General features: G+C 51.8%; 12 protein-coding genes. 8 read left to right on the plus strand and 4 right to left on the minus strand.

The genetic code is table 11. The features are described 5' to 3' along the window. Window positions 1-19: 19 nt before the first annotated feature. Window positions 20-1,216 carry a tyrosine--tRNA ligase gene (tyrS, locus tag L2725_RS06480; protein ID WP_249248201.1) on the minus strand — a complete coding sequence of 399 codons (1,197 nt, stop codon included), beginning with the start codon at window positions 1,214-1,216 and terminating at the stop codon, window positions 20-22. A 125-nt stretch (window positions 1,217-1,341) separates the two neighbouring features. On the opposite strand from tyrS, the gene L2725_RS06485 reads away from it, so the two are divergent. Together L2725_RS06485 and L2725_RS06490 are read left to right on the plus strand one after the other, a co-directional pair. Then, a complete protein-coding gene (locus L2725_RS06485; RefSeq protein ID WP_249248202.1) occupies window positions 1,342-2,739 on the plus strand; it encodes a peptidoglycan DD-metalloendopeptidase family protein in 1,398 nt (465 codons plus the stop codon). After that, window positions 2,736-3,842 (plus strand): anhydro-N-acetylmuramic acid kinase, encoded by a 1,107-nt coding sequence (locus tag L2725_RS06490; protein ID WP_249248203.1) that lies wholly within the window; start codon window positions 2,736-2,738, stop codon window positions 3,840-3,842. Before L2725_RS06485 ends, L2725_RS06490 begins: the two co-directional genes overlap by 4 nt. A gap of 43 nt (window positions 3,843-3,885) precedes the next feature. Here L2725_RS06490 and L2725_RS06495 read toward each other — a convergent pair whose 3' ends face one another. Beyond that, window positions 3,886-6,060 carry a winged helix-turn-helix domain-containing protein gene (locus L2725_RS06495; protein WP_249248204.1) on the minus strand — a complete coding sequence of 725 codons (2,175 nt, stop codon included), beginning with the start codon at window positions 6,058-6,060 and terminating at the stop codon, window positions 3,886-3,888. Window positions 6,061-6,277: 217 nt separating this feature from the next. On the opposite strand from L2725_RS06495, the gene L2725_RS06500 reads away from it, so the two are divergent. The 4 genes from L2725_RS06500 to L2725_RS06515 all read left to right on the plus strand — a co-directional run bounded on the left by L2725_RS06500 (window position 6,278) and on the right by L2725_RS06515 (window position 10,914). Then, window positions 6,278-8,707 (plus strand): alpha/beta hydrolase family protein, encoded by a 2,430-nt coding sequence (locus L2725_RS06500; RefSeq protein ID WP_249248205.1) that lies wholly within the window; start codon window positions 6,278-6,280, stop codon window positions 8,705-8,707. Continuing rightward, entirely contained in the window at window positions 8,704-10,020 is a 1,317-nt protein-coding gene (locus tag L2725_RS06505) for an alkaline phosphatase (protein ID WP_249248206.1), read from the plus strand. Before L2725_RS06500 ends, L2725_RS06505 begins: the two co-directional genes overlap by 4 nt. Window positions 10,021-10,097: 77 nt before the next feature. Further along, on the plus strand, window positions 10,098-10,478 hold the full coding sequence (locus L2725_RS06510; RefSeq protein WP_115135813.1) for a DUF2750 domain-containing protein: 381 nt from the start codon (window positions 10,098-10,100) through the stop codon (window positions 10,476-10,478). A gap of 13 nt (window positions 10,479-10,491) precedes the next feature. Continuing rightward, window positions 10,492-10,914, plus strand: a complete 423-nt coding sequence (locus L2725_RS06515) for a hypothetical protein (protein ID WP_249248207.1) — start codon at window positions 10,492-10,494, stop codon at window positions 10,912-10,914. 55 nt (window positions 10,915-10,969) lie between these two features. Here the strand turns inward: L2725_RS06515 and erpA are convergent, their stop codons facing one another. Both erpA and L2725_RS06525 read right to left on the minus strand, forming a co-directional pair. Further along, window positions 10,970-11,320: an iron-sulfur cluster insertion protein ErpA gene (gene erpA / locus L2725_RS06520; RefSeq protein WP_115135815.1), complete on the minus strand. Its 351-nt coding sequence runs from the start codon at window positions 11,318-11,320 to the stop codon at window positions 10,970-10,972. Next, window positions 11,313-12,116 (minus strand): DUF6776 family protein, encoded by an 804-nt coding sequence (locus L2725_RS06525; protein ID WP_249248208.1) that lies wholly within the window; start codon window positions 12,114-12,116, stop codon window positions 11,313-11,315. The genes erpA and L2725_RS06525 overlap by 8 nt, the downstream gene beginning before the upstream one ends. Before the next feature lie 38 nt (window positions 12,117-12,154). On the opposite strand from L2725_RS06525, the gene L2725_RS06530 reads away from it, so the two are divergent. Then, window positions 12,155-13,864, plus strand: a complete 1,710-nt coding sequence (locus L2725_RS06530; protein WP_249248209.1) for a chloride channel protein — start codon at window positions 12,155-12,157, stop codon at window positions 13,862-13,864. A gap of 171 nt (window positions 13,865-14,035) precedes the next feature. Continuing rightward, window positions 14,036-14,551 carry a DUF2589 domain-containing protein gene (locus L2725_RS06535; RefSeq protein ID WP_249248210.1) on the plus strand — a complete coding sequence of 172 codons (516 nt, stop codon included), beginning with the start codon at window positions 14,036-14,038 and terminating at the stop codon, window positions 14,549-14,551. Window positions 14,552-14,586 lie beyond the last annotated feature (35 nt).

The raw sequence follows: 14,586 nt of genomic DNA on the forward strand, positions 1-14,586 counted from the left end.
AGATATTCGGTCTGACTGATTAGTTCAGCGTGACCTTGGCAAACTTGCGCTTACCCACCTGGAATACGGCAGAGACACCGGCATTCAAAACCAACTTGGTATCTTCAACTTTGTCACCATCCATCTTCACCGCGCCCTGCTTAACCATACGCATACCGTCTGAAGTAGAGCCAACCAGACCCGCCTCTTTCAGCAGGTTGGCAATGGCCATACCTTCACCGGCAGCCAGAGTCACTTCCTCGATATCATCAGGGATAGCACCTTTCTGGAAACGGGCAATAAAGTTCTCATGGGCTTTTTCAGCGGCAGCTTCGTCATGGAAGCGGGCGATGATCTCTTTAGCCAGCAAAATCTTGGTGTCACGTGGGTTGGCACCGGCATCAACCTCAGCCTTCAGCTGAGCCACTTCATCCAGAGGGCGGAAAGACAGCAGCTCGTAGTAACGCCACATCAGCACATCAGAGATAGACATTATCTTACCGAACATCTCATCAGGCGCTTCACTCACACCAATGTAGTTATGGGCAGACTTGGACATCTTCTTAACACCGTCCAGCCCTTCCAGCAGTGGCATCATAATCACTGCCTGAGGCTTCTGGCCAGCGGCCTTCTGCAGTTCACGTCCCATCAGCAAGTTGAACTTCTGGTCGGTACCGCCCAACTCAACGTCGGCTTCCAGCGCAACGGAGTCATAGCCCTGCAGCAATGGATACATAAATTCGTGGATAGCAATGGACTGACCGGAAGCATAGCGCTTCTTAAAATCATCACGTTCCATCATACGGGCTACAGTCTGTTGAGACGCCAGACGGATCATACCGGCAGCGCCCAGATCTTCCAGCCAGCTGGAGTTGAACTCGATACGGGTTTTGGCTGGGTCCAGAATCTTGTAAACCTGCTCTTTATAAGTTTCAGCGTTAGCCAGAACCTGCTCGCGGGTCAAAGGTGGACGAGTGCTGTTTTTGCCGCTTGGGTCACCAACCATGCCGGTAAAGTCACCAATCAGGAAGATAACCTCATGGCCCAACTCCTGAAACGCGCGCAACTTGTTGAGGATAACTGTATGACCTAAGTGAATATCCGGTGCAGTTGGGTCAGCCCCCAATTTCACCTTCAGAGGACGTCCCTCTTTCAACTTTTCAAGCAGATCCGATTCGAGCAAAATCTCATCGGTACCTCGTTTAATTTCTGCTAATACCTGGTCTAAATCAGCCATCTCGGCAGTTACCCCTAAGAGCCTAAAATAAAAAGAAAGAGACTTATGTTACTTGTTAGCCCTAATAAATGAAAGTGTGTACACTTAGGGATGAGTTGTCGTTTGAAATTTTGGTACCGAGTTCAATGGGAAAGGTCATCACACTGTTTAATTTACTGCCCAGATTGCATCAGGCATTGATAGGATTGCTGCTGTTGATCATCTTTGCAGCTTTTCTGATCCCTTCTGAGGATGCCGAGGCCTCCCGTCATACAGAAAAAACTGCGGTTTCCACCCAGGCTCCCCAAACCGATATCCAACTACCTTTGGCGTTCCGTACTCCGGATGGCCCTCAGTCTGCTCTGTCAGGCAACTCAGCCGAGGCCAGGTCAAGCGACAATACCACTCAGGAAACCACCAATACTAAACCTGCTGAGCCCGCGAAGCCTGAATTGACAGAAGACTCCTTCACTGTTCGTGATGGCGATACCCTGGCAGCGATTTTTAACCGTGCCGGGTTCAGCGCTCGTGAGGTTTACGATGTCACCCAACTTAAGCAAACCGGCAAAATCGTAAAGAAACTGATGCCGGGCGACAGCATTACCCTGATTAAAGACAGTGACGGCAAATTTGCGGGCCTCAGATATCAACTCAGTAAAATTGATACCCTGGTCGTCAGCCGCAATGAAGACAAGCTTCACGAATACACTGTCAACAAAGAGGTCACCCATGAAGAAAAATTTGTGACCGCTGAAATTACCTCTAACTTCTGGAATGCTGGGGTTAAAGCCGGACTGACACCGGCACAGATTATGGAACTGGCCACCATTTTTGGCTGGGATGTGGACTTCGCTCTGGATATCCGTGAAGGCGACAGCTTTGCGCTGATATACGATGAAGAATATGCCGATGGCAACTTCCTTCAAAACGGCAACATTCTGGCCGCAGAATTTATTAATCAGGGCGAGCGCTTCACCGCAGTGCGCTATACAGATGGCCAGTATTATTCCGAAGAGGGCCGCAGCATGCGCAAAGCCTTCCTCAAGTCCCCGGTTGATTTTAAGTATGTCAGCTCCAACTTTAATCCAAGGCGTCTGCACCCGGTGACAGGCCAGGTTAAAGCCCACAGAGGGGTGGATTATGTTGCTGCCGTGGGTACACCAATTAAATCCGCCGGTGCAGGTCGGGTGATTAAATCCTCGTACAATAAGTACAATGGTAACTATGTGTTTATTAAGCACAACGACACCTACACCACCAAGTACCTTCACCTTAACAAGCGCAAAGTCAAACAGGGCGACTATGTTAAGCAGGGGCAGACCATTGGTACTTTGGGTGCCACTGGACGTGTAACCGGTGCCCACCTGCACTATGAGTTTATCGTCAACGGCGTGCACAGAAACCCACGTACAGTGAAACTGCCAAAAGCCGACCCTATCGCCAAGAAAGAGCGCGCGGCCTTTACTAAGCTCAGTGAAACTCTGATGGCAAAAATTGAATCGGAAAAACAGGTTCAATATGCCAGGGAGCGCAACGCCCAATGACAGGCCTGTATATAGGATTGATGTCCGGCACCAGTATGGATGGTGTCGATGCCGTGCTGGTTGATTTCACATCTCCTCAGCCGAAGTTGATTGCCAGTCACTCAGAGCCAATGCCTGAGCACCTGTTTAAAGGGTTACAGCGTCTTTGCCAGCCCGGCACAGATGAAATCAACAGGCAGGGCCGACTCGACCGAACTGTTGGCCAGCTGTTTGCCAAAGCCGTTAATGCCTTGCTGACCAAATCAGGGGTATCACCACTGCAGGTCTCTGCCATTGGCAGTCACGGACAGACAGTACGTCATATGCCCTCTCTGGATACCGGCTTTACCCTGCAAATTGGCGACCCCAATACCATTGCGGTGGAGACAGGCATTGATGTGATAGCCGACTTTCGCCGCAAGGATGTGGCCCTCGGCGGCCAGGGTGCTCCGCTGGTGCCGGCCTTCCATCAGGAAGTCTTTGCCAGCGAAGATAAAGTACGTGTGATACTCAACATAGGTGGTATCGCCAATATCACCTATCTGCCGGGCGACCGCTCCCGGGTACTCGGGTTCGACACCGGACCGGGCAATACTCTGATTGACTACTGGATACAGCAACACAGACAGCTGGCATTCGATGAAGATGGTGAGTGGGCGGCGTCAGGACAAACTGATCCCGAATTGCTGCAGCAGATGCTGTCCCATGCCTATTTTGCCCAGAACTTTCCCAAGAGCACAGGGAGGGAGCTGTTTAACCAGGCCTGGCTCGAACACCAACTGGCCCAGTATAGCCACCTGAAAGACGAAGATATTCAATCTACCCTGCTGGATCTTACCTGCCACTCTATCGCCAATGATGTGCTCAAACTGGCTTCCAGCGGTGAGCTCTATGCTTGTGGTGGTGGTGCCCTGAACTCGGAGTTAATGCGCCGACTGTCGACTCTGCTGCCAGAGTACAAAATCACCTGCACTGCCGAGATTGGCGTGGATCCCAAGTGGGTTGAAGCCATAGCATTTGCCTGGCTTGCCATGCGATTTGAACAGGGACTACCGGCCAACCTGCCTGCAGTAACCGGGGCCAGTCGTCAGGCCGTACTCGGCGCCAGATACCCGGCAGCATAGTTCATAAGTAAAAAGCCCCGGTACAACCCGGGGCTTTTTGTATCTAGTTTATGACCGGATGTCTGAGCAACATCACATCACGCTGGGGATAGTCAGTCAGTGTCATCAGCAGTCTGTCTCTTCCTGGGATATAGCTCATGGTGCCAAAGCTACTGAGAAAACTGGAAGGTAACCGCAATACGCCTTTACTGGTATTGGATTCTCGGTCCAGCGCACTGACCATATACTGCCGACTACTGAGTCTTTCTTTGAAATACACATGGGTTTCAGTGGCCGTCCAATTGAACTTGTCTGACAGCACCACACCTTTGGGCGCGTTGCCCCAATTGACTCCCGACCCCCTTCCCCGCAACAACGCCACAGGTTGAGGCAACTTGTTACCTGAACTGAGAGCGGCTTCATAAGCCTGAATATCCAGTTGCCAGAGGCCATTTACATCATCACGGCTAAAGATCAATTCCCTGTCCCCCACCACCTGACCCCGGACGAAATCCAACTCCTCAATAACCAGAGGGGCCTTGCCATCAAAGGTGAATTTCACCATGGCATCATTGACCGATGAGTAGATGGCTTTATCACCCTGACCCCAGAACAGACGGGTATGATTGGAATAGGGAGAAGAGATCACTCCAAGCTCTCCCGATGCCAGATCCAGCACATGGATTTGATTTCCCTCATTCATCTCGTCGGGGGCAATAAAGGCGATCTTCTTGCCATCGGCCGACCAGCGTGGAAACAGTGCCCGCCTCTCCATCACGGTATGTTGAATGCGATTACGCCCTTTGCTGTCGGAACTCCAAATCTCGTTGAACCCGGTTTCGTTGGAGGTATAGACCACGCGACCGGTTACCGGAGAGTAGTCTGGCAATCTTTGGCTGTAGCCAGAGTAAAACAGAGGATAGGGAGTCTGAGGTATCTTTTCATCCAGATCCATATAGGCCACATCATACTGACGAGCGTAGGAGCTATATACCAGCTCATCACTGCCAGGAATAAAACTCGGATAACTTACTCCCTGAACATCAAGGTCAGTCACTTTCTGGCTGGTCATATCCAGGTGGAAACCGCGCCTGACACCTGAGCTTTCCACACCAAAGACCAATTGCCTCGCATCGTGATGCCAGGTCAGGCCTCTAATATCCTCCATCCCCTGAGTCAGGGCTTTCTCGACCCCAGTGCTACGCTCGTACAAAAAGATATCTTCAGAGATATTGCTTAATCGCCTCGCCACGGCGATATAACGGCCATCTGTACTGTAGGCCAGATCTCTGGCACTGCCGCTACACTCTTCAACACAACTGATTTTCTCAGGTACGGCATCATTCTGGTCAAGCCGGAGTCGGTAGACCTCATCCCGGCGCTCACCAGACATTCGGTGAATATAAGCCAGCTCTTTACCATCAGGCGAGATATCCAGAGCGGCTCTGCGGGTGTTACAGGCTGTCAGAAACCTCAGATGACCTGTGCTTACAGTCATCTCTGTAAAGAAACAACGACCGTCCTCAGCCCTTCTGCTGGGAAAATAGAGTGATTCTCCATCAGGATGCCACACCGCTCTGTACTCATTGGAATCACGGGAGGTCAAACGCCTGGCAACAGCGTCTTCCTGCTCCATATCTTTAATAAAGAGGCTGTAGTTCCCTCCCTGGCTTGATGCGCCATATACCAGATATTTGCCATCGGGAGACACTTTGGGAAACCGCTCAGAACCATCGTCCCGGGTTAGGTACTTAAGCTCTGCAGCGCCGGGCTCTGCCGCTCCGGTAAACAGCCACCAGCTCATCAAACACAACAGTAAAGTTCCTGCCGTGCCAATGCTCCAGCTGAGGTAGCGAAATCTGCGGTAGCTGACTTCAACTGGCTCCTCATCCTGCTCACTCACCTCATCAAAAACCGGTGCCACCAGCAGCCGATAACCAGCCTTACGCACAGTTTCAATGACTGTGTCCTGCCCCAGAGGCTCCAACTGCTGCCTCAGGTGCCAAATCGCGTTGGTCAGGGCCTTACTGCCGACATACTCGTTACCATCCCAAACCGACTCGATGAGTTGTTCACGGGTAACAACGCCGGGGTATCCCAGCGCAAGTTGCGCAAGCACTTCGATAAACTTGGGCTGCAGTGACAACTTCTCCTGCCCTTCGAAGCAAATACTGTTATCGGACAAATCGACACGACAATGACCGAGATTGAAATTGGTTGTTTTTATATTTGTTTCCATTTTCACAATCTGAGGTTCTGGCTTTCATCATTTATGGTAAACAATTAATTTACATAAGAATAGAGAATAAATAGAGGTTGAAACAAGACAGAAACGAGGGTAGCGGGATTGCTGCCTGTGGGAGGATCAATTACAAGGAACTGGCAGACTGGAACAAGCTGATGAATATCAAGCAGATTTCAGTTCTCTGTCAGGAAAATTTAAGAAGGATTTCTCTATGCGCGGTACTCCCTGGCTACTGGCCACTCTGTTACTCTTCAGTCAACTGAGCTGGTCATCTGACGGTTATCAACTTCCCCCGGACAACCTGCAACAGGTGGTAGAGCAGACCAGCGGTCCAGTCACCATGCTGTCTCCTGACAAACGCTGGATGGCCGTGATGGGACCGACGCCAGCACCTTCCATCAGTGAATTAGCCCGCAATGAAGTGCGTCTTGGTGGCCTGCGTATAGACCCTGAACGGCTTACCCCGAGTCGAGTATCACGCCAATACGAATCATTGGTGATGATTCCATTATTCCAGAGCGATAAAGTGATCCAACTGGATATCCAGCTTCCGGAAGGGATCACTTATATCTCAGGCAGATTCTCTCCCGACAATCGCTTTTTCTCTTTTGCCGGATTGAATGAACAGGGGGCCTATCTCTACCTGTATGAACTGGAATCGCAAAAGCTGACCAAGCTGAAAAATGCCCGGCTCAATGCCACAATCAGCAGTCGTTATCAGTGGCTGGCTGACAGCAGCGCCATTCTGTTCAGACAGGCCACCAAGAGCAATACAGATGCTCGCCACGATGTTAAGGCCGGTCCTGTCCCCCTTATCAAGAGTACAGGCCAACAAAAGACCCCGCGCCGTACCTATCAGGATCTGTTGAAAACCCCGGCTGATGCCGACTACTTCCAGGCTCTGACCCTGAGCCAACCCGCTTTGGTAACGCCTGGGGGCAAACTGACCAAAATAGGTAAGCCAGGCGTTTACGGCACTGTCAGTCTTTCTCCGGACAACCGTTTCCTGCTGCTGACCAGATTGGCAGCACCATTCTCCTACCGGGTGAAATACTATGACTTTGCTAAAGAAGTGGTGGTAATCAAGCTGGCAGATCAGAGCGAGAAAGTCGTGGCACTGCAATCCAGTGGTGAAATCCGCCCGTCCGGACCTGACTCTGTCACACCAGGAAAGCGCAGTTTCAGCTGGCACCCTGCCAAAGCTGCGTCTTTGGTATGGCTGCAAAGTGCAGATAATGGCGACAGCAAGCAGAAAGCCAGGCTCAGAGACGAACTGTACCAACAGGATGCTCCATTTGCTGAACAGCCAACCAAAATAGTTGCCACTCCCTGGCGGATAACGGCGGTCGACTGGATAAATGAGACCAGTGCGCTAATCACACAACGAAGCCGTAAACAGCAAAAGCTGCGTCTCAGTCTGCTGCAGGATAATGCCTTAACTCAGTGGCATGAAAGAGGCCTTCGTGACAGCTACAAACACCCGGGTACCCTGCATAAAGCCCTCAACAGTTTCGGTAAGCGCACCCTGGCATTTGATAGCGGAAAACTGCTGCATTACGGTTTGGGCGCGTCAGATGCAGGCTATCAACCTTTCCTTAAACGGACCCAAATTAACAATGGCGACAGCCAGCTACTCTGGGAAACCCGGAGTGACAAATACCAAAGGGTTAAATATGTTCTCAATGAGCAGCCACTTGAGTTGATTATCAGCAGTGAAACCAAATCTGCTGCCCCCTCCATTCACCATCTGAATGTGGACACAGGTGAATCCCGCTTACTGTATCAAAGCCCGGACAGACTGAGCGCCTTCAAAGATGTTCAAAAGCAATTGGTTAACTTTACCCGCAACGACGGTCTGGAGCTGTCCGGCACCCTGTATTTGCCGGCAGGATACCAAACCAGCCAGGGGCCATTGCCGGTGATCATGTGGGCCTATCCCAGAGAGTTTAAAGACAAGTCCGTCGCCTCTCAGGTGGCCTACTCCCCCAACCAATATCTGAAGATTAGTCCCCGCAGTCCAATTGCATTGGTCTCTCAGGGTTACGCCGTGTTTGACAGAGTCGCCATGCCAGTTATCGGTGAAGGCAAAAGCAAACCCAATGACACCTTCAGAGAGCAACTGGTTGCCAATGCCAGCGCCGCCATCGACAAGCTGGTTGCTATGGGCGTCGCCGACAGAAACCGGATAGCCATTGGTGGCCATTCATATGGCGCCTTTATGGTGGCCAACCTGCTGGCTCACTCAGATCTTTTTGCCGCAGGCATCGCCCGCAGTGGTGCCTATAACCGCACCCTTACCCCCTTTGGATTCCAGAACGAAGAGCGAAACTTCTGGCAGGCAACCAGTCTGTACAAAGAAATGTCTCCCTTCACCCATGCCGACAAAATCGACGAGCCAATCCTGCTTATCCATGGTGAGATGGATTCCAACTCAGGTACTTACCCCATGCAGTCCGATCGCCTGTTCAATGCCATCGCGGGTCTTGGAGGCACAGCAAAACTGGTAATCTTGCCCTGGGAAAGCCACAGCTATAAAGCCAAAGAGTCACTCAACCACCTGTTGTGGGAACAGCTTAACTGGCTGGACACTTACCTTAAGCCAACGTCCGTGGCAGATACAGCAGAGGAAACCCCACTATGAAAAAATCAGTGATTCAGGCCCTGTTACTGGCCTGCTGTGGCATTGCTGCAACCGCATCGGCCAGGCAACCCCAAAATATTATCTTCCTGATAGGTGATGGTATGGGCCCAGCCTACACCACGGCATATCGTTACTATATGGCGGAAGAAACCGGCGATGTCAGCCCCACTATTTTTGACGACTTGCTCACTGGTATGGCTGGCACCTATCCGGACGACGAGACCCGGGTCACGGATTCGGCTGCATCAGCCACAGCACTGGCCACAGGCCGTAAAACCTACAATGGCGCCATCGGCATAGACAGGGACCACAGGCATTTACCCAGCCTGCTCAGCGAAGCCAAATCCAGGGGATACACCACAGGGATAGTCGTCACTTCACAAATCAATCATGCCACCCCGGCCAGCTTCCTGGCTCATAACGAGAGTCGCAGAAATTATGATGCCATCGCAGATGATTACCTGGGAGAAGATGGCCGCTCACCCGTGGCAGATCTGCTGCTGGGAGGCGGTACCAGCTACTTTATCCGTCCGGACAATAATCTGGTCAAAGTCTTTCAGCAGCAGGGCTATCAATATCTGAATCAATATCAGGGACTGAAGCAGCTCACCATACCTGCATTGGGCCTGTTTGCTCCCAAAGGACTGGCTCCGGCACTGGGCAGTGACCATCCCCACAGGTTGGCCAACATGACAGCAGCCGCCCTAAAGGCACTGGACCAGCAAGCCAAGCCCTATGTACTTATGATAGAAGCGAGCCAAATCGACTGGTGCGGTCATGCCAATGATATCGCCTGTGCCATGGCTGAAATGGATGACTTTGCCCATACCATGAAACTGGTAAAAGAGTATGTGGACGCCAAAGAAGATACCCTGATGGTCGCTACCGCAGATCACTCCACTGGTGGCCTGACACTGGGTAAGCATGGTGTTTACCAGTGGAAAGGACCTGCACTCAAAAAAGTCAGTGTCATGCCGGAACAAATAGCTCAGTTGCTGAAAGAGTCTCCGGAAGATCTGGAGAATATTGTGCAGACACACACAGGCCTGACCCTCACAGCCGTTCAGCGTCCGATATTTTTACAGGCTCTGAAAGACCCCGATGACACCAATGTTGAACAGTTGGCGCAACTGGTGAAACACCTGATAGACGAGGCAACCTATACAGGCTGGACGACATCGGGCCACGATGCCATCGATGTGCAGATCTTTGCCCACGGCCCACAGGCCGAACAGTTCCGGGGATTTATGGATAATACCCAAATTGGCAAAAAGCTGATCTCACTGCTGCAACCGATTCCGGCAGGTAGCTAAAGGGTAGCGGATAGGATATCCTCTCGCCTTAATTCGGGCCCCAAAGGTTGGGCCCTGCCGGTATGAGAATCGATCCAATGAGCAAGAGAACCAAATCCCTGAATGAGTTGTCTATGATGACTCCGGAAGCCCGTTACGACTTTATGGTTGATGAAATCAAAGCCCATGAAGAGATCTGGACCCTGCAGGATGCTGATGGCTGTGTCATGTTGACCACAGACGACGAAGACTGCATTCCTATGTGGCCAAGTGAAGAAGCCGCCGAAGCATGGGCAGTGGATGACTGGAAAGGTTGCGAGCCTCTGTCTGTACCGGTGAAAGACTTTCTGGAGCGTTGGGTACCTGGCATGGAAGATGACGAATTGTTGGTTGCTGCCTTCCCGGTAGAGGGCGATCTGGGTGTGGTAATCCCTCCTCACGAGCTGGAATCCCGCCTGACTTCAACCAAGCGTCACTAACAGGACAAGCGTGATGGATTACGCCCACTCTGAAGCCACTGGCATGCCCAGGCGGCTGATCGCGACGCTGGTATGCCTGTCACTGCTGGCTGTCCTTGGATTAATACAGGGCTGGCTGCCCATGTTCAATATCCTGCTCCTGCTGCTGGTATTGGGCTGCCTGGGCAAACAAAAAGCTGGTCTTATGATGCTCCGACTGCTGGGGATGACCGGATTGACTCTGTTTATCACAGGTCCTGTCATCATGCTGCAGTTGCCTGACAATCCAACCGGCATCAACCCAGCTATCGATGCCGTGATGGCGCTGCCGGACTCAGCAGTTTATGCCCTGGCCGCAGCCGGTACTCTGTTCAGTGGACTGACACTCTGGGTCGCATTCAGTGACAGGGTAAGCCGCTTTTTCAGCAGCCCTATGCGTTTTAATATTCTGGGCTGACACTCAAAACAAAAAAGCCGTCCCAGTGGACGGCTTTTTTATCAAATCTTTGCTGTTAAACAGAGAAGCTGGCACCACAACCACAGGTGGTGGTTGCATTCGGGTTCTTAACAAAGAAGCGCGAACCTTCCAGACCTGAAGTGTAATCAACTTCACCGCCAACCAGATACTGCAGGCTCATGGGATCAACCACCAGCTGCACACCCTGTTTTTCCACTGTGAAGTCACCTTCGTTTACTTTTTCGTCAAAGGTGAAACCATATTGGAAGCCTGAACAGCCACCGCCGGTCACATAAACCCTTAACTTCAGGGCATCATTCTGCTCTTCTTCCAGCAGGCTTTTCACTTTCGCAGCCGCCGCATCGGTAAAGCGGATAGGCAGAGCTGCATCAGCTTGTTCAGTCATTGCTACCTCTTACATCAGTTTGCTGTGCGGGATTATCCGTTACCTGACTGTTTTGTTCAAGTATTACCCGCGGCTCTTTTTCACCCGAGGTTAACTCAGGTACGCTGAAGGTTTGTTCAGACTCAGCCCCTTTGGTCCAGCGGCTTGCCGGAACCACCACCTTCACATTAACCCGTGCCAGATTAAAGCCTTCAGGCAAGGCAAATTCGCTTTCCAACATCTGAAAATAGCGGAAGTTAAATGCTGGAGTGTTACCGGTCAGCGTCTTGAGGGGAATGGTTCTGGCCACGCCATCCTCAGTGCCGATAAGACTCACTTCTACCCAGCCTTTGACCAGCTGCTTACGTTTTTCAAGCTGCATCAGAGTCAGCTCAAGGCGCTGTTTGCCGCTCTCGACTCCCGGCAGCAGCTCTGCGCTGTAGATGGCCACACCCTCGGCATTATTCTCAGGCGCCATGACGCTGCGATAGAAGTTCAGTTCACGCTGCAGTTGCTTTTCCCGGACCAACTGATCGTTGAACATCTTTTGCATATTGTCGTTGGCCTCTTTGGCCACCACCAACTCCAGATTACGGCTGGCGAGCTCGCTTGACCTGGCCTGCAACTCGGTTTCCAGACGGGCAATCTCCCCATCCTGAGAGACCACGGGCCGCGTATGCTCAGCACTCCAGAAGTAATGACTCAGCCCTCCCAGGACAAAAGCAACCAGCACCAGCAGCAGGAGATACAGGGAAGATGCCCGGTATCTTCGTTCCGCCCCTTGCAGGCGGTCAGCCCAGCGATGATAATTTGACATTAAAATAACCTTAAAACTGCAAACGGCTCACTTGTAAAGTGCAAATAAGCTTCGAAAAACTCAAAGAAAAATCACATCAGTATCTGCGCTATGGCCTGCGGGATCAACTGTCCCAGGCGCGCACCAGTGCCCAACTTTGCGCACTTGCGCTGATCTTTGCCCTGATAGCATCCGGCGTCATATTGATGCTCAGGATTATGCTTGCCTGGAGCAACCAGCTCACCGGAGCACAAGAGCTGGATTTTACGGAGATAACTCCCGACTGGCGAGTTTTTCTGCCCTTGTTGGCAGCAATTTTGATCCGTGTAGCAGTTAAATTGGGCTCGCGCAGATACAAGCGATTGGGTATCGCCTATGTGCTGCACAGATTCAAAATGCACTATGGCAAAATTCCCCTGGCCTCAGCACCGGCTCAGTTTTTTCAGGCGTTTTTTGCCCTCGCCGGTAATTTTTCTGTCGGTCGTGAAGGGCCGGCAATCCATCTTGGCGCAGTCACCGCAAGCGTACTTGCCGAGCGCCTTAAGCTACCTGACAACAGTGTCCGCATCATGTGTGCCAGCGGTATCGCTGCAGGTATCGCGGCGACCTTCAACGCACCTCTGGCGGCGGTGATCTTTGTGTTCGAGGTCATCGTCAGGGAATATAAGATCCACTACTTCTTCCCCATTATGTTGTCAGCCATATGCGGGGCTCTTTCCAGTCAGCTGGTATTTGGTGATATCCACGAATATGACCATATTCAGGTACTGGCCATTCCGCTGGATCAATACCCCCTGCTGGCGATAGCGGGGATCGCACTGGGCTGCGCTGCCGCAGCATTTAACCGGATACTGATTAACGTCACTGAGAAAGCCGCCAACCGTTCGTTAACCATGAGATTACTGCTGGCCGGGGCCATCACCACTGGCATAGGCCTTGTGATGCCGCAGGCACTGGGCACCGGCGATTGGGCCATTGACGCAGCATTGAACCAAAACCCCACGCTGCTGTTTTTGCTGGCACTGCTGATGGCAAAAGTGATCGCTACCGTTGCCGCCATTGGCCTGGGAGTGCCCGGCGGACTTATCGGCCCGTTGTATGGTATCGGCGCCATAGTAGGCACAGTTATCGCCATGGCCAGTGCAGCTCTGTTCCCTGCCCTTGCTCCTTATATTGGCCTTTATATGGTGATAGGGATGACAGCCATGATGGGAGTGAGCCTCAATGCACCTTTGGCAGGTCTGGTTGCCCTGCTTGAGCTGACCAACGACACTAATATCATTTTGCCCGCCATGTTTGTTACCGTTATTGCTTTCCTGGTCGCCTACCGGGGTTTTCAAAGCCAATCGATATTCCTGCGCCAACTGGATTTGATGGGATTGGATTACCGGGTTCCGGTGATCAACTCCGCACTGCAGAAAACCGGTGTGCGCGCTCTGATGAACCGAAGAGTCGTGGTAGTTAACAATGATGAGTCTCTGCTGCTTGAAGTGCTGAAACGGGCCAAAGGTCGACCGGTAGTGGTTCGCAACGAGCAGGGGGAATTTGAAAAACTCAGGCTGGAGATGCAATCCTTTGAAGGTGACGAAACCCTATACCGTCTGCCCATCAAGGGGTTGCCCGATACCGCCACCCTGCACGAAGCCTATGAAATTCTTCGCCCCAAGCGCAGTGGCGAGGTCTATATCTGGCAAGACACTCCAGACAATCTGGTGGGGGTAATCAGCTGGGCCAAGCTGCAGCAGGAGATCCGTTCAGGCAAGCTCTAACTTAAATCACAATATAAATCATAACCTTACCTACTCCCTCACCCGACAGGGTGAGGGCTATTCACCCGCCTGGGCGATAGCCGCTTTACCTCTCCCTTTCTAGACTGGCAAGCAGTCAATCAACAGATACCGTCCGGACTACTGGGCCGTATTGCAGCAGGGGTAAAGCACATGATCAACCTCGAATCTTTGGTCTCAGCCGTACATACCAGTGTGAATACAGCTGCCGAGGCACTTCGCTCTCAGAACAAGGCCTTTATCGGCGAGTTTTTCGAAACGGTAGAGGCACCTGTCAAACCGGATAGCAACAACCTGCTCACCACTGAAGATGGAGGGCAACGCACCTTCTACCGCCCAAAATGCGTCACCATGCTTTATCCATCTGAAACCTCAGAAGGACTGGTTACCCAGCAGGTCGATGTGCCCCTGCTGACGCTGGTACCGGTCAGTACATCCCGCATCAATGAAGTGAAATTCAAAACCCAACTGGAGATCAATCTGGATGATACCGGCCTGATGCAGGTTTCCTTCCCTTCCAAATCCGGAGGAGGGCTCTTTACTTCAGATAAATCCACCCCTCACCTCGCAGAGCTTGAAATCATTATCAATGGCGACATGCCATCAGAAGGGTTGCAATCCCTTATTGATGGGTACCAAAAAGCGCTGCGGGCACAGATCCCGGGGTAACCGACCCCACACAATCCGCTGTCTGACAGAGACAG

The organism is Shewanella corallii (assembly GCF_023349125.1).
GTDB classification, from domain to species: domain Bacteria; phylum Pseudomonadota; class Gammaproteobacteria; order Enterobacterales; family Shewanellaceae; genus Shewanella; species Shewanella corallii.

Excerpts from the sequence above, each read along its gene's own strand:
- L2725_RS06495 (WP_249248204.1), bottom strand. The coding sequence starts at position 6,060 with ATGGAAACAAATATAAAAACAACCAATTTCAATCTCGGTCATTGTCGT.
- erpA (WP_115135815.1), bottom strand. The coding sequence starts at position 11,320 with ATGACTGAACAAGCTGATGCAGCTCTGCCTATCCGCTTTACCGATGCG.
- L2725_RS06505 (WP_249248206.1), top strand. The coding sequence starts at position 8,704 with ATGAAAAAATCAGTGATTCAGGCCCTGTTACTGGCCTGCTGTGGCATT.
- L2725_RS06515 (WP_249248207.1), top strand. The coding sequence starts at position 10,492 with ATGGATTACGCCCACTCTGAAGCCACTGGCATGCCCAGGCGGCTGATC.
- L2725_RS06525 (WP_249248208.1), bottom strand. The coding sequence starts at position 12,116 with ATGTCAAATTATCATCGCTGGGCTGACCGCCTGCAAGGGGCGGAACGA.
- tyrS (WP_249248201.1), bottom strand. The coding sequence starts at position 1,216 with ATGGCTGATTTAGACCAGGTATTAGCAGAAATTAAACGAGGTACCGAT.
- L2725_RS06500 (WP_249248205.1), top strand. The coding sequence starts at position 6,278 with ATGCGCGGTACTCCCTGGCTACTGGCCACTCTGTTACTCTTCAGTCAA.
- L2725_RS06490 (WP_249248203.1), top strand. The coding sequence starts at position 2,736 with ATGACAGGCCTGTATATAGGATTGATGTCCGGCACCAGTATGGATGGT.
- L2725_RS06510 (WP_115135813.1), top strand. The coding sequence starts at position 10,098 with ATGAGCAAGAGAACCAAATCCCTGAATGAGTTGTCTATGATGACTCCG.
- L2725_RS06485 (WP_249248202.1), top strand. The coding sequence starts at position 1,342 with ATGGGAAAGGTCATCACACTGTTTAATTTACTGCCCAGATTGCATCAG.
- L2725_RS06535 (WP_249248210.1), top strand. The coding sequence starts at position 14,036 with ATGATCAACCTCGAATCTTTGGTCTCAGCCGTACATACCAGTGTGAAT.